The 17,655-nt window shown below is 64.8% G+C and carries 16 protein-coding genes; 10 read left to right on the top strand and 6 right to left on the bottom strand.

Going from position 1 to position 17,655, the window contains the following annotated elements; genetic code table 11:
- Nucleotides 1-87 precede the first annotated feature (87 nt).
- The 4 genes from BLV45_RS06480 to BLV45_RS06465 all read left to right on the top strand — a co-directional run bounded on the left by BLV45_RS06480 (nt 88) and on the right by BLV45_RS06465 (nt 2,961).
- Nucleotides 88-831, top strand: a complete 744-nt coding sequence (locus BLV45_RS06480; RefSeq protein WP_176954077.1) for a tetratricopeptide repeat protein — start codon at nt 88-90, stop codon at nt 829-831.
- 43 nt (nt 832-874) lie between these two features.
- On the top strand, nt 875-1,462 hold the full coding sequence (locus tag BLV45_RS06475; protein WP_090530514.1) for a peptidylprolyl isomerase: 588 nt from the start codon (nt 875-877) through the stop codon (nt 1,460-1,462).
- A gap of 113 nt (nt 1,463-1,575) precedes the next feature.
- Nucleotides 1,576-2,070 (top strand): peptidylprolyl isomerase, encoded by a 495-nt coding sequence (locus BLV45_RS06470; protein ID WP_090530511.1) that lies wholly within the window; start codon nt 1,576-1,578, stop codon nt 2,068-2,070.
- Between the two features lie 81 nt (nt 2,071-2,151).
- Entirely contained in the window at nt 2,152-2,961 is an 810-nt protein-coding gene (locus BLV45_RS06465) for a UDP-2,3-diacylglucosamine diphosphatase (protein WP_090530508.1), read from the top strand.
- 70 nt (nt 2,962-3,031) lie between these two features.
- On the opposite strand, the gene cysE is transcribed toward BLV45_RS06465, so the two are convergent.
- Complete coding sequence (gene cysE / locus BLV45_RS06460; RefSeq protein WP_090530505.1) at nt 3,032-3,823, bottom strand: serine O-acetyltransferase; 792 nt, start codon at nt 3,821-3,823, stop codon at nt 3,032-3,034.
- A 259-nt stretch (nt 3,824-4,082) separates the two neighbouring features.
- A complete protein-coding gene (locus BLV45_RS06455; RefSeq protein ID WP_090530502.1) occupies nt 4,083-4,931 on the bottom strand; it encodes an RNA methyltransferase in 849 nt (282 codons plus the stop codon).
- A 286-nt stretch (nt 4,932-5,217) separates the two neighbouring features.
- Between BLV45_RS06455 and BLV45_RS06450 the strand changes: the two genes are divergently transcribed.
- From BLV45_RS06450 to BLV45_RS06435, 4 genes are all read left to right on the top strand, one after another.
- The gene (locus tag BLV45_RS06450) at nt 5,218-6,021 is read left to right on the top strand and encodes an inositol monophosphatase family protein (protein WP_090530500.1); all 804 of its coding nucleotides are present in this window, start codon (nt 5,218-5,220) and stop codon (nt 6,019-6,021) included.
- Between the two features lie 112 nt (nt 6,022-6,133).
- Nucleotides 6,134-7,432 carry a lysophospholipid transporter LplT gene (gene lplT, locus BLV45_RS06445; RefSeq protein ID WP_090530497.1) on the top strand — a complete coding sequence of 433 codons (1,299 nt, stop codon included), beginning with the start codon at nt 6,134-6,136 and terminating at the stop codon, nt 7,430-7,432.
- 123 nt (nt 7,433-7,555) lie between these two features.
- Nucleotides 7,556-10,225: a DNA mismatch repair protein MutS gene (gene mutS, locus BLV45_RS06440; RefSeq protein ID WP_090531227.1), complete on the top strand. Its 2,670-nt coding sequence runs from the start codon at nt 7,556-7,558 to the stop codon at nt 10,223-10,225.
- A complete protein-coding gene (locus BLV45_RS06435; RefSeq protein ID WP_245753126.1) occupies nt 10,212-11,501 on the top strand; it encodes a hypothetical protein in 1,290 nt (429 codons plus the stop codon). Before mutS ends, BLV45_RS06435 begins: the two co-directional genes overlap by 14 nt.
- On the opposite strand, the gene BLV45_RS06430 is transcribed toward BLV45_RS06435, so the two are convergent.
- On the bottom strand, nt 11,481-12,026 hold the full coding sequence (locus tag BLV45_RS06430) for an FKBP-type peptidyl-prolyl cis-trans isomerase (RefSeq protein ID WP_090530494.1): 546 nt from the start codon (nt 12,024-12,026) through the stop codon (nt 11,481-11,483). The genes BLV45_RS06435 and BLV45_RS06430 overlap by 21 nt on opposite strands.
- A 32-nt stretch (nt 12,027-12,058) precedes the next feature.
- On the opposite strand from BLV45_RS06430, the gene BLV45_RS06425 reads away from it, so the two are divergent.
- Both BLV45_RS06425 and BLV45_RS28190 read left to right on the top strand, forming a co-directional pair.
- Nucleotides 12,059-13,288: a cupin domain-containing protein gene (locus tag BLV45_RS06425; protein WP_090530491.1), complete on the top strand. Its 1,230-nt coding sequence runs from the start codon at nt 12,059-12,061 to the stop codon at nt 13,286-13,288.
- Nucleotides 13,289-13,517: 229 nt separating this feature from the next.
- Nucleotides 13,518-13,787 carry a hypothetical protein gene (locus BLV45_RS28190; RefSeq protein ID WP_090530488.1) on the top strand — a complete coding sequence of 90 codons (270 nt, stop codon included), beginning with the start codon at nt 13,518-13,520 and terminating at the stop codon, nt 13,785-13,787.
- A gap of 199 nt (nt 13,788-13,986) precedes the next feature.
- On the opposite strand, the gene BLV45_RS06410 is transcribed toward BLV45_RS28190, so the two are convergent.
- From BLV45_RS06410 to BLV45_RS06400, 3 genes are all read right to left on the bottom strand, one after another.
- A complete protein-coding gene (locus BLV45_RS06410; protein ID WP_090530485.1) occupies nt 13,987-16,251 on the bottom strand; it encodes an ATP-dependent DNA helicase in 2,265 nt (754 codons plus the stop codon).
- A gap of 63 nt (nt 16,252-16,314) precedes the next feature.
- Complete coding sequence (locus BLV45_RS06405) at nt 16,315-16,533, bottom strand: DUF465 domain-containing protein (protein ID WP_090530482.1); 219 nt, start codon at nt 16,531-16,533, stop codon at nt 16,315-16,317.
- A gap of 80 nt (nt 16,534-16,613) precedes the next feature.
- Nucleotides 16,614-17,507: a hypothetical protein gene (locus BLV45_RS06400; protein WP_090530479.1), complete on the bottom strand. Its 894-nt coding sequence runs from the start codon at nt 17,505-17,507 to the stop codon at nt 16,614-16,616.
- Nucleotides 17,508-17,655 lie beyond the last annotated feature (148 nt).

The following is a 17,655-nucleotide window of genomic DNA, read 5'->3' as shown; positions in this document are numbered from 1 at the left end:
CGGTCAGGCTGCATTCAAGGCGGAGACGACCACGAGTGGCGAAAAGACAGTCTGTGGTTCAACGGAACGCGCAGACCTTTTGTTAGAATGGGTCGGAGTATAACACCCAGACCTGAGCCTATGAAACCTTCCAGCGGCCGCGCGCGACGCGCTGCGACCCTCGCCGCGACTGCCTTTTGCGGCGTCGCCTTCATGGTATTGACGGGTCCCGCGGCACACGCGCAGGCGAAAGCCGTCGTGGACGGCACACCGCAAATCGACGCGGCGATCGCGCAAAAAGACTGGCGCGATGCGCTCAAGCAGCTCGACGCGCGCATCGCGTCGAATCCGCGTGATGCGCAGGCGCAGTTCAAGCGCGCCACAGTGCTCGCGCGCCTGAATCGCGACGACGACGCCATCACCGCCTTCACCGCGCTTACGCAGATGTATCCGGAGCTGCCCGAGCCCTACAACAACCTCGCCGCGCTGTACGCGAAGGAAGGCCGCTATCCGGAAGCCCGCGCCGCGCTCGAAACCGCGACCCGCGTCAATCCGGATTATGGTCTCGCGTACGAAAACCTCGGCGACCTGTATCTGCGGCTTGCCGCCGAATCGTACAAGCGCGCGGAGAGCATCGGCCACGCGAGCGGCACGACGCAGCAGCGCCTCGCCGATATCCAGAAGATCGTCTCGCCGCCGCCAGGTGGCAAGAAGCCCGCGCGCAAAAGCGCGGCATCAGTCGACGACTACACCGCGCGCGCCGTCAACAACGTGACTGAAAGCCCGTCCTTCCAGTTCGGCGGCCCGAGCGGCTCGCTCGCGGTGCCGCCTTACATGGCGCCGTCGCAGTAGGTCCGCTTTTCGTCATCCCGATTTTTTCACTCCGAGGATTTACATGAAATGGTTGATGCTGGCGCTCGGTAGCGCCGCCCTGATCGCGAACGCACCCGCCTTTGCACAAACGGGTTCACCGGCGCAGGCCGCGCATCCGTCCGTCCTCCTCAAGACATCGGAAGGCGACATTCGCGTCGAACTGTTCCCCGAGAAGGCGCCGAAGACCGTCGCGAATTTCCTCGATTACGTGAAGTCCGGCCAGTACAACGGCACGATTTTCCATCGTGTGATTCCGGGCTTCATGATCCAGGGCGGCGGCTACACGACGAGCTTCGTCGAAAAGCCCACGCGCGCACCGATTCCGCTCGAAAGCCGCAACGGCCTGAAAAATGCAGCCGGCACGCTGGCGATGGCGCGCACGAGCGATCCGAATTCGGCGACGGCGCAGTTCTTCATCAACACGGTGGATAACGCCGGCCTCGACTATCCGAATCCGGACGGCAACGGCTACGCCGTGTTCGGCAAGGTCACGTCGGGCATGGACGTCGTGAAGAAGATCGAAGCCGAACCGACCACCACGCGCGGCCCGATGTCCGACGTGCCGCAAAAGCAGATCGTGATCCAGTCGGCGACCGTCGTCAGCAAGTAAGCGGATAGCAATGCGTCCGGAACGCCGGAACGCACCCGCGGGAACACCTCCGCGCGGACCGGCGACAGGCGCCGTCCGCGCCCTTCAACCCCTGTCAGTCAAAGGATCCCATCATGGTCGAACTGCACACGAACCACGGCATCATCAAACTCGAACTGGACGCCGAAAAAGCGCCGAAGTCGGTTGAAAACTTTCTCAACTACGTGAAGGCTGGTCATTACGACAACACGGTGTTCCACCGCGTGATCGACGGCTTCATGATCCAGGGCGGCGGTTTCGAGCCGGGCATGAAGCAGAAGCCGACCGAAGCGCCGGTCACGAACGAAGCGAACAATGGCCTGAAGAACGTCAAGGGCTCGGTGGCGATGGCGCGCACGAACGATCCGCATTCGGCAACGGCCCAGTTCTTCATCAACGTGAACGACAACGACTTCCTGAACCACTCGTCGCCGACGCCGCAGGGCTGGGGTTACGCCGTGTTCGGCAAGGTAGTCGAGGGTCTGGACGTGCTCGACGCCATCCGCAAGGTGAAAACGGGCTCGAAGGGCTTTCACCAGGACGTGCCGGTCGACGACGTGATCATCGAAAAGGCCGTGATCGCCGACTGATCGCGGCATCGCGCGAGATAAGAGAGGCGGTGTTGCATGCCGCCTCTTCCGGTTTAACGCAGGACATCACGAGCACCTTCAATGCTGCAAGAAACGCCGCTGCGAAGCGTCGCTGCGGGCGTGCCTGGCGAGGGCACGCGCCCGCACGCCGCACGCCCGTTTTTTTTCATCTCCGATCTTCACTTGAGCGAGGCGATTCCGCGCACGGTCGCCGCGTTCGAGCATTTCATCCGCGTGACGGCCGCTCAGGCGGATTCAGTTTTCATTCTCGGCGACCTGTTCGAGTACTGGATCGGCGACGACATGCTCGTCGCGCCCGATGGCGATCCGTTCGTCGCCCGCATGGCGGCGCTGATGCACACGCTGACCGAGCGCGGCATCGCGCTCTACATCATGCATGGCAACCGCGACTTCCTGCTCGGCAAGCGCTTCATGAAAGCGGCCGGCGCGATCTGGCTGCCCGATCCGTTTGTCATCACCGCGTTCGGCACGCGCATCGCGCTCGCGCATGGCGACCGTCTCTGTACGGCCGATCGCGGCTATCAGGTGTTTCGCCGCTTCGCGCGCAACCGGGCGGTGCAGGCGCTGTTTCTCGCGTGGCCGTTCAGGTGGCGCAGGAAGCTCGCGGAACGGATGCGCTCGGCGAGCGAGGAAGGCCGCTCGCGACCCGTCTCGCCGAAATACGACGTGACGCCGAAAGCGGTCGCGGCGCTGTTTCGCAAATCCGGGACGAAGACGATCATTCACGGCCACACGCACCGGCCCGCGACGCACGTCGAACCCGGCGGCACGCGCTGGGTTCTGCCCGACTGGGAACTCGATCACGGCACGCGACGCGGCGGCTATCTGCGCATCGATGCCGGCGGCTTCAAGGTGCTGCCGCTGGATTGACAGGCCCGGACACCATGGTCGGGCCGGGGGCGCCACGCGCGCGTAATCGCGCACGCAGCGTGAGCTGCGATCAACTCTGCTCGACTTTTCCTTCGATCGCCGCCGACAGCCGGCGCAGATCCAGCAACGCCGCATCCGCGCCGTTCAGCGCCTCGAGCGTCGTGCCGAGCCGCTCCAGCGCGGCGACGATTTCGTCGATGCGCTGCGTCTGCGTTGCCGCGTGATCGATCAGCCCGTGAATCGCGAGCGACACGGGATCGTCCGCATTCGGCGTGATGCCATACGCGCAAAAGCCGCTTCGGGAGACTGCCGGTTTCGCTTCGCTCGCCTTCGCCGCCGTACTGGCCGCGGGCACGATCACGCGCGCCGGATTGCCGACCGCGGTGCCGCCCGCCGGCACCGGCTTCACGACGACCGCGTTCGAGCCGATCTTCGCTTCCGCGCCAACCGTGAAACCGCCGAGCACCTTCGCACCCGCGCCGACAATCACGCCGCGTCCGAGCGTCGGATGCCGCTTCGCGCCGCGCTCGAGCGACGTGCCGCCAAGCGTCACGCCCTGATAGATCGTGCAGTCGTCGCCGATTTCGGCGGTCTCGCCAATCACCACGCCCATGCCGTGATCGATGAACACGCGCCGGCCAACCGTCGCGCCCGGATGGATTTCGATACCGGTCAGAAAGCGTGCGAGCTGCGAGACAAAGCGCGCGAGCCAGCGGCGCTTCGCGCGCCAGCACGCATGCGCGACGCGGTGCAGCACGAGCGCATGGAAGCCCGGATAACACGTGAGCACTTCCCAGGCGCTGCGAGCGGCGGGATCGCGCTCGCGGATCGTGGCGATGTCTTCGCGAAGTCTTTTGAACATGGCAATCAGGCTGACGTGGGGTGAGGCTTCGTTGCCGCTGGCGGCTTTGCCAGACACGGATAACGGCGTTGCGGCAACGGGCACCGGACGGACGGCCGTGAATCCAGCCGCGCCGCTTTGCTTATGACGTTTTCAGCGATTGTAGGGGGATTGCGCGAACGCTGCTGGAAGCCCGCGCTGGCGACAAGGTCGTCGCCGCGGGCGGCCCCGTGTTCCGCGGCCGCTCACCTGGCACGCCGCAAGGCCGGCCGCGCCCGGATTACTTTCCGGACGGCTTGACCTTCAGCAGAATGTGCTTGGCGATGCCGCGCACGATGTTGACCTCTTCGCGCTCGAGGCCTGAACGGGCGAAGAGCCGTCGCAGGCGCGACATCAGCTTCTTCGGATTGACGGGATCGAGAAAGTCCAGCGCGATCAACGCGTTTTCCAGATGCACGTACATGCGCTCGATTTCGTCGCTGGCCGCGCGCGGCGACGCGTCCGGATCGACGCTGCCCGTGGCGCCGCTATCGGCGGTTTCCAGATAGGCGATGCGCAACTCGTACGACAGCACCTGGATCGCCTGCGCGAGATTGAGCGAGCTGTACGCGGGGTTGGCCGGAATATGCGCGAGCACGCTGCAACGCTCGACGTCCTCGTTCGAGAGGCCCGTGCGCTCGTTGCCGAACACCAGCGCGATCTCGCCCTGCGCCGCGTGGCCGCGCGCCTGCGCCGCGGCGGCGCGCGGCGAGAGCTGGGGCGGGCCGTATTCGCGGGCGCGCGCCGTCAGCGCGATCGACCACTGGACGCCGTTCAGCGCGTCGCCCAGCGACGGTACGACGTGGGCGCACGCCAGCACGTCGTCGGCGCCGCTCGCCATCGCGACCGCCTCCGGGTCGCTCTGCACGTTCGCGACGCGCGGCGCGACGAGCACCAGCCGCGAAAAACCCATCGTCTTGACCGCGCGCGCCGCCGCGCCGACGTTGCCGGGATGGCTCGGCTCGACGAGCACGAAGCGCGTCGACGTAAAGCCACCGCGCACGGGGCCGGCGCTGTCGCCGGGCGCGGCCGGCGCAGCGGATGAATCATGGGAAGAAGACGGGTGCTGAAATTCGGTCACGGATGGCATTCGACTGACTGGGGAACCCCTATGGTAGCGCCATCCACCCCCGTGCGAGCCGGCTTTCGGGCGGTCCTGGCGCGCGCCGCTGCCGGAAGCGGCCGGACTCGGGTAAAATCACGCAATTCGCGTCGTCGCTGAACGTTTTGAACGTTTCAGGGGCGTGCGCCCCGCTCTTCTTCAATTCGTCTCCGTCGACGGAACGCGTGTTCGATCACTTCAACGCGAACGTTCCGGTTGTTTACCGCTATTACCGGACTGCCGCCGCGGCTGTCCGGCACAAGGATCCCGGCTCATGCATCCCATGCTGAACATCGCTGTCAAGGCCGCTCGTCGCGGCGGGCAGATCATCAACCGCGCGTCGCTCGATCTGGATCTCATCCAGGTCAGCAAGAAGCAGCACAACGATTTCGTCACGGAGGTCGACAAGGCGTCGGAAGCCGCGATCATCGATACGCTGAAGACCGCCTACCCCGATCACGCGATCCTCGCCGAGGAATCCGGCAAGTCCGACAACGAGTCGGAATTCCAGTGGATCATCGACCCGCTCGACGGCACCACGAACTTCATCCACGGTTTCCAGTATTACTGCGTGTCGATCGCGCTCGCGCACAAGGGCATCGTGACGCAGGCCGTCGTCTATGATCCGACCCGCAACGACCTCTTCACCGCGTCGCGCGGCCGTGGCGCGTACCTGAACGACCGCCGCATCCGCGTCGGCCGTCGCGACCGTCTGGCAGACGGCCTGATCGGCACGGGCTTTCCGTTCCGCGAAAAGGACGGTCTCGATGCGTACAGCCGCCTGTTCTCCGAGATGACGAGTGCATGCGCAGGCCTGCGCCGCCCGGGCGCGGCCGCGCTCGATCTGGCGAACGTCGCGGCGGGCCGCCTCGACGGCTTCTTCGAGCAGGGCATCAACGCATGGGACGTGGCGGCGGGCAGCCTGCTGATCACGGAATCGGGCGGCCTCGTGGGCAACTACACGGGCGATTCGGAATTCCTGCACCTTGGCGAAATCGTCGCGGGCAATCCGAAGATGTACGCGCAGATGGTGCCGATCCTCAGCAAGTACAGCCGCACGAAGCAGCAAGCGGCTTGATGCACGAACAAAAAAGCGGCCTCGGCCGCTTTTTTGTTATGGCGTCGGCGCGGGTTTGATGGCAGCTTCGAATCCCGCTCGACGCGCCCTGTCGCGCACTCCGGTCCGCTTCATGAAAAAAGGCTTCTACACGATCATTGCGGCACAGTTTGTGTCGTCGCTGGCGGACAACGCGTTGCTGATCGCGGCGATCGCGCTCCTGACCGTCATCCAGTCGCCGGCGTGGGTCACGCCGCTGCTGCAGATCTTCTTCACGATCTCCTACGTGCTGCTCGCGCCCTTCGTCGGCGCGTTCGCCGACGCGCTGCAAAAGCGCCACGTGATGTTCGTCTCGAACGCGCTGAAGGCAACGGGTTGCCTGATGATGATCGCGGGCGTGCATCCGATGATCGCGTATGGCGTGGTCGGCTTTGGCGCCGCGGCGTATTCACCGGCCAAATACGGCATCCTGACCGAACTGCTCCCCGCCGAAAAACTCGTCGCCGCGAACGCGTGGCTGGAATCGGCGACCGTGCTCTCGACAATCGTCGGCACGATGGTGGGCGGCGCACTCATCAGCACGCTCGCGACGAAGTTCGTCGCGCGGGCGCATCTGCCGATGATCCACACCGCCGCCGGTCTCGCGATGCTCGTCGTGATGCTCACCTACGCGGCGGCCGCGGCGATCAACGTCGCCATCCCCGACACCGGCGCCCGCTATCCGAACCGCCTCGCCGAGCCGGGAAAACTGGTCGGCGACTTCGCGAACAGCTTCAACGTGCTATGGGGCGACAAGGTCGCGCAGATCGCGCTCTGGGTCACGACGCTGATGTGGGGCGGCGCCGTCACGCTGCAACTGCTCGTGCTCAGGTGGGCTGACGTGAACCTCGGCCTGTCGCTGTCGAAAGCGGCGGTCATGCAGGGCGTCACCGGCCTCGGGATCGCGGTGGGCGCCGCGGCCGCGGCCGCGTGGATACCGCTGCGCGGATCGCTGCGCGTGCTGCCGGTCGGCATCGTGACGGGCGCGGTGGCGATCGCGATGGCGTTCTACAGCAAAGGGCTCTTCCCGGCGGGCACGGGCATCAGGATCGGCCCGCTGGTCGCGCCGGTGTATATCGTGCTCGCCTATCCGCTGATGATTCTGCTGGGCGGGCTGTCCGGGTTTTTCATCGTGCCGATGAACGCTATCCTGCAGCATCGCGGCGCGACGCTGCTGAGCGCGGGACACTCGATCGCCGTGCAGAACTTCAACCAGAACCTGGCCGTTCTGCTGATGCTCGGCGCGTACGCCTTGATGCTGACGGCGAGGGTGCCGGTGCAGTGGATCATCGTCGTGTTCGGCACGTTCATTACGTTCATGATGTGGCTCGCCAGACGGCGCAGCCTGATGAACGCACGCAAGGTCGACATGCGGGCGCTGATCGAAGAGTAAGAAGCTTAACGAAGCGTAATGCCTCGAGCAAACCCCGCCTGGGCGCGCTGGCCATCCGGCCAGGTTCACAGGCGACGCAGGCGGGTTAAACTCACGCCCTGAACACCAATGCACGACATCAGGATGGGCACTCCAATCGCAACACCCAACGAAACCGTCGCACAGCACACGCCGATGATGCAGCAGTATCTGCGCATCAAAAGCGAACATCCGGGCACGCTCGTGTTCTACCGGATGGGCGACTTCTACGAGCTCTTTTTCGAAGACGCGGAGAAAGCCGCGCGCCTGCTCGATCTGACGCTCACGCAGCGCGGCGCATCCGCGGGTAACCCGATCAGGATGGCCGGCGTGCCGCATCATGCCGTCGAGCAGTACCTGGCGAAGCTCGTGAAGCTCGGCGAATCGGTGGCGATCTGCGAACAGATCGGCGATCCGGCCACGTCGAAAGGGCCTGTCGAGCGCAAGGTGATGCGCGTCGTCACGCCCGGCACGCTGACCGACGCAGCGCTGCTGTCGGACAAGAGCGACGTGTACCTGCTCGCGATGAGCGTCGGCCACAACCGGCGCGGTGTGGCGACCACGGTCGGGCTCGCGTGGCTGAATCTGGCGAGCGGTGCGTTGCGGCTCGCCGAGGTGGTGCCCGGTCAGGTCGCCGCCGCGCTGGAGCGGATCCGCCCTGCCGAGATTCTCGTCTCCGACACGGCCTCCGACACGAACCACGATTCGCTCACAACGGGCACCGGTGCTGTCACGCGCGTGCCGGCATGGCACTTCGATGTGGTTTCCGGCACGCAGCGTCTGTGCGACCAGTTGAACGTGGCGAGTCTCGACGGCTTCGGCGCGCAGGCGCTCGCGAGCGCCTGCGGCGCGGCCGGCGCGCTGCTGCTTTACGCGGCGGCAACGCAAGGGCAGCAACTGCGCCACGTCCGCAGCCTGAAAGTCGAATCGGAGTCGGAATATATCGGTCTCGATCCGGCAACCCGGCGCAATCTGGAACTGACCGAGACACTGCGCGGCACCGAGTCGCCCACGCTGTGTTCGCTGCTCGACACGTGCTGCACGACGATGGGCAGCCGGCTGCTGCGCCACTGGCTGCATCATCCGCCGCGCGACGCCGCGATTGCTGAGGCCCGTCAGCAGGCCATCGGTGCGCTGCTCGACGCGCCCGCAACCGCGAGTCTCGACGCGCTGCGTACGGCACTGCGGCAGATTTCCGATATCGAACGCATTACGGGCCGCCTTGCGCTGCTGTCGGCGCGTCCGCGCGATCTGTCGAGCCTGCGCGACACGTTCATCGCCCTGCCCGCGCTGCGCACGCAGATCGCGCCGCTCGCGGGCGCATCGGATTCGCTCGCGCGTATCGACCTGTCGCTCGCGCCGCCCATGGATTGCGTCGAACTGCTGACGCGCGCGATCGCGCCCGAACCGGCTGCGATGGTGCGCGACGGCGGCGTGATTGCACGCGGCTACGATGCCGATCTGGACGAACTGCGCGACATCTCGGAGAACTGCGGCCAGTTCCTGATCGATCTCGAAACGCGCGAACGCGCGCGCACCGGCATCCCGAATCTGCGTGTGGAGTACAACAAGGTTCACGGCTTCTATATCGAGGTCACGCGCGGCCAGACGGACAAGGTGCCCGACGACTACCGCCGCCGCCAGACGCTGAAAAACGCCGAGCGCTACATCACCCCGGAACTGAAAACGTTCGAAGACAAGGCGCTGTCCGCGCAGGAACGCGCGCTCGCGCGCGAGAAGTCGCTCTATGACGCGCTGCTGCAAGCGCTGCTGCCATTCATCGCGGATTGCCAGCGCGTGGCCTCCGCGCTCGCGGAGCTCGACCTGCTCGCCGCATTCGCGGAACGCGCGCGCGCGCTCGACTGGGTCGCGCCGGCGTTCTCCGGCAGCGCCGGCATCGAGATCGAGCAAGGGCGCCATCCGGTGGTGGAAGCGCAGGTCGAGCAGTTCATCGCGAACGACTGCACGCTGTCGCACGAACGCAAGCTGCTGCTGATCACCGGCCCGAACATGGGCGGTAAATCGACGTTCATGCGCCAGACAGCGCTGATCGCGCTCCTGGCGTACGTCGGCAGTTATGTGCCGGCGCGCCGCGCGCGGTTCGGCCCGATCGACCGCATCTTCACGCGCATCGGCGCGGCCGACGACCTTGCAGGCGGCCGCTCGACGTTCATGGTCGAGATGACCGAAGCCGCAGCCATCCTGAACGACGCGACGCCGCAGAGCCTCGTGCTGATGGACGAGATCGGCCGCGGCACGTCGACCTTCGACGGCCTCGCGCTCGCCTGGGCAATCGCCCGGCATCTGCTCGCGCACAATGGCTGCCATACGCTGTTCGCAACGCACTACTTCGAACTCACACAGTTGCCTGCCGAATTCCCGCAGGCGGCGAACGTCCATCTTTCTGCGGTCGAGCATGGGCACGGCATCGTGTTCCTGCACGCCGTCGAGGAAGGTCCCGCGAACCAGAGTTACGGCTTGCAGGTCGCGCAACTGGCGGGCGTGCCATCGGCCGTGATCCGCGCGGCTCGCCGGCATCTTGCGCATCTCGAGCAGCAATCAGTCGCACAGGACACACCGCAACTCGATCTCTTCGCGGCACCGCTGCAACTGGAAGACACGAATGATGAACCGGAGGCCGGGCAAGTGCCGCAACACCACGCGGCCATCGAAAAACTGCGTGCGGTCGACGTGGACGGACTGAGTGCGCGCGACGCCCTGCAGTTGCTCTACGAACTGCAAGACCTGGCCAGCGCGCCAGATGCGGGCCATTGACCCTACGTGGTCCCTGTCATGCACGCGCGACATCCGCGCGGCACTCGCCGTTGCGCTGGCATGCGGCGTGATCTGTGCGCAGCCAGCGGCTGCGCACACGGCCGGTTCGCGCTACACGTTCGCGGTCGTCAGCAGCACGCTCGAAAGCCCTCGTGATGAGGCGCCGACGCAGCGCCTGCTCGATACCATTGGCCGCGACAGCAACGTCTCGTTCATCGTCTACGACGGCAATCTGAAAGGCGCGAAAGAAGCCTGCGACGACGCGCTGTACGAGCGACGCCAGATGCTGCTCGAAGCGGCGCGTCCGGCGCTCATCTTCGTGGCCGGCGAGCATGACTGGGCCGACTGCGGTACCGCGCGGGCGGGCGGCTACGATCCGGTCGAACGGCTGGACCGGCTGCGGCAGACCGTATTCGCCGACGCGTCGTCGATGGGCCAGAACCCGATTCCGCTCACGCGTGAAAGCGAAGTGTCGCGATTTCATCCCTATCGGGAAAACGTGCGCTGGCAGGTGAAAGATACGGTGTTTCTCGCGTTGAACGTGCCGTCGCCGAACAACCACTATCTGAATGCGGGCGGCCGGAACGGCGAATTCGAAGATCGTGTGGTGGCGAACGCGTTCTGGCTCGAACACGCGGCCGAATTCGCGAAGCGCCGCGACGCGCGCGCGATCGTCGTGTTCATTCAGGGCGATCCGGATCCGGAACGTTATGAGCGCCCTGAACGCTTCGCGTGGCTGCACTTCGCGCGCAACCGTCGTCGCGACGGCTATCTGGAACTCAAGCGCAGCCTCGTCAAACTGGCGCAGACTTTTCGCGGCCCGGTTCTCGTCGTTCATCACGATGACCAGAACCTGCCCGCCGGATTCCAGTTCGATCAACCGTTGCGCAACGACAAAGGCGTGGAGGTGACGAATCTCACCGGCGTCGCCTTTGCGCCGCGAGACCGGTTGAATCAGTGGATCGAGATCGATGCGGATACGGCGCGAAGGCCGCCGTTCCGGGTAAGCGTGCGGGACGTGCCGAAGAATGTGCCGATGATGCCCACGGTGCCGTCGAACAATACGCACGAGGATCTCGCGCCGTCGATGCCGGAAATACCGTCGCTGCCGCCCGCGTCCGACCTGTCGCCCGACATGCTCATACCGGCTCCCGGCAGCGGTGGTAACACGGGCAGTGGAAACACGGGCAGCGGCGCGGGCAACTCCACGGGCAACCCGGACATGCCGCCCGTCTTCCCCGACACGCCGGCCAGTTCAGTGCAGCGTGGGCCCTGATTTGCTGTCGTCGTCTTCTTCGTCATCGTCCTCGTCGAGGACTTCGAGACCGTCGGCGCCGTGCGCGTGCTCGTGCTGGATTTCGTCTTCGGTCGCTTCGCGCACTTCCTTGACCGTCAGTGCAAAACGCAGCGCCATGCCGGCCAGCGGATGGTTGCCGTCGAGCACGACCTTGTCTCCCGCGACGTCCGTCACGGTGTAGATCAGCGAATCGAGATCTTCGTCGCCTTCATCCGGCGTGCCTTCGAACTGCATGCCGACTTCGAGCGGCTCGGGGAAACGCTCGCGCGGCTCGATCTTCACGAGATCGGGATCGTACTCGCCGAACGCGTCTGCCGGCTCCAGCTGAACCTGGGTTTCATAGCCCGTTTCCTGGCTATCGAGCGCTTCCTCGATCTTGGGGAACGTGCCATCATAGCCGCCGTGCAGATAGACCATCGGCTCGTCGCTTTCTTCAATCAGATTGCCCTGCGCATCCGACAGCTTGTAAGCGACCGACACGACGGTGTTCTTTGCGATTTTCATTCGATTCTCCAGAATACAACTCACATTATACGATGCCCAAGCGGCCCCTTGACCACCCGCCAGGCACGGCTGCGGCCCGGAATCGTTTGCCCTTCCAGCCGCCTCTGCCCGATACGCCGACAGCGCTTCTCGGCAACCTCACGCCAGCGCAATTCATGCGCCGTTACTGGCAGAAAAAGCCGCTGCTGATCCGCAACGCCATTCCAGATATCGCGCCGCCACTCGCGCGCGATGCGCTCTTCGAGCTCGCCGGTCAGGACGATGTCGAATCCCGCCTGATCACGCACTTTCGCAACAGGTGGCAACTCGAACACGGCCCGTTCGCGCCCGATGAACTGCCGCCCGTCAAACAGCGCGCGTGGACGCTGCTGGTTCAGGGCGTCGATCTGCACGACGACTACGCCCGGGCCCTGCTCGACCGGTTCCGCTTCGTGCCGGACGCGCGTCTGGACGACCTGATGATCTCGTACGCAACCGATGGCGGTGGCGTCGGCGCGCATTTCGATTCCTACGACGTCTTTCTGCTGCAGGTGCATGGCAAGCGTCGCTGGCGATTCGGCGCGCAGCGCGATCTGTCGCTTCGCGAGGACTTGCCGTTGAAGGTGTTACGGCACTTCGAGCCTGAAGAGGAATGGGTGCTGGAGCCCGGCGACATGCTGTATCTGCCGCCGCACATCGCGCACGACGGCATCGCGGAAGGCGAATGCATGACCTGCTCGATCGGCTTTCGGGCGCCGTCCACACAGGAACTGACGGGCCAGTTTCTCTACCATCTGGCCGAGCGCGGCGACACCGGCGACGGCGCCCGCGAGCTTTATCGCGACCCGGACCAACCCGCCGTGAATCATCCGGCGCAACTCCCCGCGGCGCTCGTCGAACGGGTTGGCTCGATACTTGCGAAGGTGTCCTGGAACACGCGTGACATCTCGACGTTCCTCGGCACCTATTTGAGCGAACCGAAACCGAGTGTCGTATTCGATCCACCCGCACGGCCATTGACAGAGACGCGTTTTATCGAGCGCGCATCAAAAAATGGCATCCGCCTGGATCGCAAATCGATCCTGTTGTATGACGCCCGCTTTTATTTCCTGAATGGGGAAGAAAACAGGCTTGCAGGTGTAAAAAAGTGGCTGGTTGAACTCGCCGACAGCCGTTTCATGAGTGCGAAACGCTTTGTAACACTCTCTGACGATTCGTCGGTGACAGCACTGCTACACGAGTGGTATTGTGCGGGCTGGATACAGGTAGGCGAGCTTGCCTAGGTCCGCCTATGTGTAATACCGTACCGATAAAATTTGTATGAGAAAGACAACGTATTGACCCCGGATTTATCGACGGTCGATACGAAAGTGCATATAATTTCCGCCCAAGCCGTAGGGAAGATTCACGCTCATGAAGTGCGTCTCCACCAGCGGCCCAGGTTGGTGTTGGAGCACATTACCGGTAATATTTTGCGCTGTTGCTTACCTTTAACCATAAAAGGACGTGATCATGAAGAAATCCCTCCTCGTAGCATCCCTGCTGGCAGCTATGGCACTGGCTGCGTGCAACAAGAGCAGCGATCAGGCAGCTGCCCCGGCTAGCGACGCTGCTGCTGCATCGGCTCCGGCTGCTGCTGCATCGGACGCAGGCGCCGCTGCTTCGGACGCTGCTGCTGCTGCGAGCGACGCTGCTGCTTCGGCTTCGACGGCTGCGTCGGATGCAGGCGCTGCTGCTTCGGACGCTGCTGCTGCCGCTCCGGCTTCGGGCGCAAGCCAGTAAGCTGTAGCAAAGGGCTCGTCCCTGGGCACATACCGCGTCGGGAGGTCTACCCGACAACCCGCGCGGTAAAACAAAACGCCACGGATTCACATCCGTGGCGTTTTGTTTTGGGGACCGGCTTTTGCAGTCCGATGTTGTGTACACGTCGAACTGCAAAAGCACGCGGCCCGAACGCGCGCTTTATCTCATGCGTTGCGCATCAGCTGGAAGATGAAACCGCTTCCGGGAAAAACTCACGCACGACTTCGATTTCCCGCGTGCGCCTGAACGGCGGCAGGCTTTGCCAGATACGCCGGCCGTACGGTTTGTCGACGAGACGCGTATCGCAGATCATCAGCACGCCGCGATCCGTTTCCGCGCGGATCAGGCGCCCCGCACCCTGCTTCAGCGTGATGACCGCCTGCGGCAACTGGTGAACCACAAACGGGCTCAGGCCTTTCTTTGTCAGCGCGTCGAGTCGCGCCGACAGCACCGGATCGTCCGGCGGCGCGAACGGCAGCTTGTCGATCACCACGAGCGACAGCGCGTCGCCCCGCACGTCCACGCCTTCCCAGAAGCTCTGGCTGCCCACGAGAATCGCATTGCCATACGCGCGAAAGCGCTCCAGCAATTCAGTGCGGCTCGCGTCGCCCTGTACCAGCAACGGATAATTCCAGCCACGTGATTCGATCGTGTCACGCAGCTTCGTCGCGATGCGATCAACCGCGCGCAACGTCGTGCAGAGCATGAACACGCCGCCGCCCGACGCCTCGATGGCCGGCAGCGCCGCGTCGAAAACCGCATCGGTGAAAGCCGGCGACGATGGCTGCGGCAGATTGCGCGGCACGTACAGCAGGCCTTGCGTGGCGTAGTCGAACGGGCTTGGCAGCGTCATCGAACGGCGCGCGTTCAGCCCCATCTGCGCGGCGTAGTGCGTGAAGTCGCCGCGAACCGACAACGTCGCCGACGTGAAGATCCACGCGCGCGGCACGCCGGCGCGCTGTTTCGCGAAAATCGGCGCGACCGACAACGGCGTTTCGTGCAGTTGAACCGTGTGTGAGAACACCTCGACCCAGCGTACTTTCTCGTTCGAATCGGTTGCGTCTTTCGACTTGTCGTCGCTGGCCGCGTCGCGCCCGGCGTCGGTTGGCGGAGTCGTCCAGCCAGCGAGAATGCCCTGCAGTTCGCGCGCGCGACGCAGACAGGCGCCGATCGATTCGGCCCGTTCCGCATGACCCGCGAGCGCGCTCGCGAGCACGTCGAGTTCGGTCTCCAGCGTTTCGAGCGCGGCAAAAAGCGGATGATCGCCGGGCAACTGGCCGATCGACATGCGCACCGAGTCTTCCCTGAACGCGAGGCGCACGTCGCGCGCCGCGCGTTCGAGCACGCCGCCGAGCTTCACCCATTCGACGGCGTCGCGCGCATGTCCGAGGCCTTCCGCCACCGAGTCGCGGGCCAGTTCGAGGAACTGCGCGGTCGACAACGTCTCGCCGAAGAATAGCGTCGCGGTTTCGGGCAACTGGTGCGCTTCGTCGAAGATGACCGTGTTGGCTGTCGGCAGCAGTTCGGCCATGCCGGTATCGCGCAACATGATGTCGGCGAAAAACAGATGGTGGTTCACGACGACGATATCGGCCTGCTGCGCCTCGCGGCGCGCCTGCATCACGAAACAGTCCTTGTAGTGCGGACACTCCTGCCCGAGGCAGTTTTCGCGCGTCGAGGTCACCATCGACCACACCTGCGCCGTTTCCGGCACGCTCGCGAGCTCGGCCTTGTCGCCGGTGCGCGTGATCTTCGCGAACCGGATGATGTCCTGCAGATACGACGTTTCCTGACGCGACGGCAGGCGCCCGCTGTCGGCGGTTCGCTGCAGGTAGTAGTGGCAGAGATAGTTCACGCGGCCCTTCAGCATCGCGACCGACACCGGCACCGCGAGCGCGTCGCGCACGGTGGGAATGTCGCGCTGGAACAGCTGGTCCTGCAGATGCTTCGTGCCGGTCGAGACGATGACCTTGCCACCCCACAGCATCGCCGGCACGAGGTACGCGTAGGTCTTGCCGGTGCCCGTGCCCGCCTCGACGATCAGCGTGTTCTCGCCGCCGTCGGACGCGTTCGCGGCATCCTGTGGTTGCGCCGCTTCCGCGGACGCCGCCGTGCCGGTCGTACCGCCCGTCGGCGCCGCGCCCTGCAGACGCCGTGCGGGACGCTGCTGCGCCTCGAACATCGCCGGCTCGGGGAGCGCCTTGCCGGACGCTTCCATCGCGGCCGCGACAGCGCGCGCCATTTCGATCTGCGAGGCGCGCGAACGATAGCCGTCGATCTGCCGCGCGAGCAGCCCGTCGGCGGCGAAGATGTCGTCGAGCTGGGTGACCCGCTTCGGGTTCAGCGTGGCCGCGAGCGCACCCGCTGCGTCGCGTTTGTCGCGCGGCGCGACGTCGTCGTCGCCTGACGGCTGACGGGGAGGCGAAACAGACGGTGAATTCAAGGCAAGCGATTCCTGCAAAGTCCGGTGCGCGCGGGGCGACCCGGCGCCTGCCAGGTCGCGCACTCAGGCGCGCGCGTCCGGTTCGAGCTGCAACTGCAGCAAGATGATGGTGTCCTTGACCTTGAGCTTGCGCTTTTTCAGGCGTTTTATCTCGAGGTCGTCGATGCCGGGGTCGTCTGACACCTTGTCGATCAGGCGATCAAGACCACTGTGCTCCGATTCCAGTTGCAGAATGCGGTCGCGAAGGGTATTCGCGTTGATGACGTGCTGATGATCGCGCATGCTCGCCTTCTCCTCCGAAGTGGCGAGGGCTGCCTCGTGCAGCCGTTCCCGCCTGAGGTTGCTGTCCGGCCAAAAACGCGTTACTGATTCTGTTGCTGCTGCTGTTGTTGCAACTGCTTCTGCTTCAACTCTTCCTGCTGTTGCTGCTGGGCCCTTTGCTGGGCTTTTTCGGCGGCCTGCTTCTGGCGCGCCTCGACGTCGGCCTTGTGCTGCGCGGCGTCGATCTGCTTCTGATTGTAGTGCTGCGCGTTCTCGACCCGCTGCTGCGCCTTCTGGGCGCCCTGCTGACGTGCCTCGTCGAGCTTGCGCTGATAGTCGGACTGCTTCGTATCGTAAGCCTTCTGGTTCGCCGCCGCATCCGAAGCGCTGATACCGCGCTGCGCCTGATCGACTGCGTGCTGTTGCTGCTTCGCCTGGAACGCCTTCTCGTTCGCCGCACGTTGCGGCGCTTCGGCGTCACGCTGTGCCTGATCCACCGCGTGCTGGCGCTGCTTGTCCTCGAACGCCTGGGCGTTACGGGCATCGTCGGCGGCGCGCTGCGGCGCTTCCGCTTCGTCGCGGGCGCGCTTGATCGCGGCCTCCTCGTCGCGCTTGCGCGCGCGCTCGACACGCTGTTCGTCGTCCAGTGCAAGCTGCTGCTTGCGGATGTCCGCCGCGACTTCGCGCATTGCGTCGCGTGCCTTGCCGATACAGTGATTCACGAAGAACGTGCTATAGCAGTTGTGCTGCGCGACTGCATACCTGTAGTTGTTCTCGTCGGTGCGCGTGTTGAGCGCTTTCTGGCGTGCGTCGAAATCGTTGCTGGTGGCGTCCGGCGATCCGGCCTGCGTGCCCGGGACAGCAGACGCGGCGGATGCGGCAGCCGGCAATAGAGGCGCATTCTGTGCCTGCGCCGGCACGGCGAAGATCAGCGATACCGCTGCGACGCATGCACCGAACGCCCCCGACAGGGCGGTTATCCGCGCGGCCAGCATCGAAGGCCGGCTTGAACCCGGACGCGCCTCCGCGGACAAACCGGAAAACGGGTCGACCGATGCGCGGACACGCGGGTCACGAGGCACAGCGAACGGGAAACGAGAGGTCGGCAACGTCGTAGATGGGCAACGGAACATGCCCGAAATT

The organism is Paraburkholderia sartisoli, assembly GCF_900107685.1.
GTDB lineage: Bacteria > Pseudomonadota > Gammaproteobacteria > Burkholderiales > Burkholderiaceae > Paraburkholderia > Paraburkholderia sartisoli.
The sequence above is the reverse complement of the archived record's forward strand: the minus strand, read 5'-3'. Positions and strand labels throughout refer to the sequence as shown.

Bases quoted from the DNA above. Each gene is read 5' to 3' on its own strand.
- BLV45_RS06480 (WP_176954077.1), top strand. From the start codon at position 88: ATGGGTCGGAGTATAACACCCAGACCTGAGCCTATGAAACCTTCCAGC.
- BLV45_RS06475 (WP_090530514.1), top strand. From the start codon at position 875: ATGAAATGGTTGATGCTGGCGCTCGGTAGCGCCGCCCTGATCGCGAAC.
- BLV45_RS06470 (WP_090530511.1), top strand. From the start codon at position 1,576: ATGGTCGAACTGCACACGAACCACGGCATCATCAAACTCGAACTGGAC.
- BLV45_RS06465 (WP_090530508.1), top strand. From the start codon at position 2,152: ATGCTGCAAGAAACGCCGCTGCGAAGCGTCGCTGCGGGCGTGCCTGGC.
- cysE (WP_090530505.1), bottom strand. From the start codon at position 3,823: ATGTTCAAAAGACTTCGCGAAGACATCGCCACGATCCGCGAGCGCGAT.
- BLV45_RS06455 (WP_090530502.1), bottom strand. From the start codon at position 4,931: ATGCCATCCGTGACCGAATTTCAGCACCCGTCTTCTTCCCATGATTCA.
- BLV45_RS06450 (WP_090530500.1), top strand. From the start codon at position 5,218: ATGCATCCCATGCTGAACATCGCTGTCAAGGCCGCTCGTCGCGGCGGG.
- lplT (WP_090530497.1), top strand. From the start codon at position 6,134: ATGAAAAAAGGCTTCTACACGATCATTGCGGCACAGTTTGTGTCGTCG.
- mutS (WP_090531227.1), top strand. From the start codon at position 7,556: ATGGGCACTCCAATCGCAACACCCAACGAAACCGTCGCACAGCACACG.
- BLV45_RS06435 (WP_245753126.1), top strand. From the start codon at position 10,212: ATGCGGGCCATTGACCCTACGTGGTCCCTGTCATGCACGCGCGACATC.
- BLV45_RS06430 (WP_090530494.1), bottom strand. From the start codon at position 12,026: ATGAAAATCGCAAAGAACACCGTCGTGTCGGTCGCTTACAAGCTGTCG.
- BLV45_RS06425 (WP_090530491.1), top strand. From the start codon at position 12,059: ATGCCCAAGCGGCCCCTTGACCACCCGCCAGGCACGGCTGCGGCCCGG.
- BLV45_RS28190 (WP_090530488.1), top strand. From the start codon at position 13,518: ATGAAGAAATCCCTCCTCGTAGCATCCCTGCTGGCAGCTATGGCACTG.
- BLV45_RS06405 (WP_090530482.1), bottom strand. From the start codon at position 16,533: ATGCGCGATCATCAGCACGTCATCAACGCGAATACCCTTCGCGACCGC.
- BLV45_RS06400 (WP_090530479.1), bottom strand. From the start codon at position 17,507: ATGCTGGCCGCGCGGATAACCGCCCTGTCGGGGGCGTTCGGTGCATGC.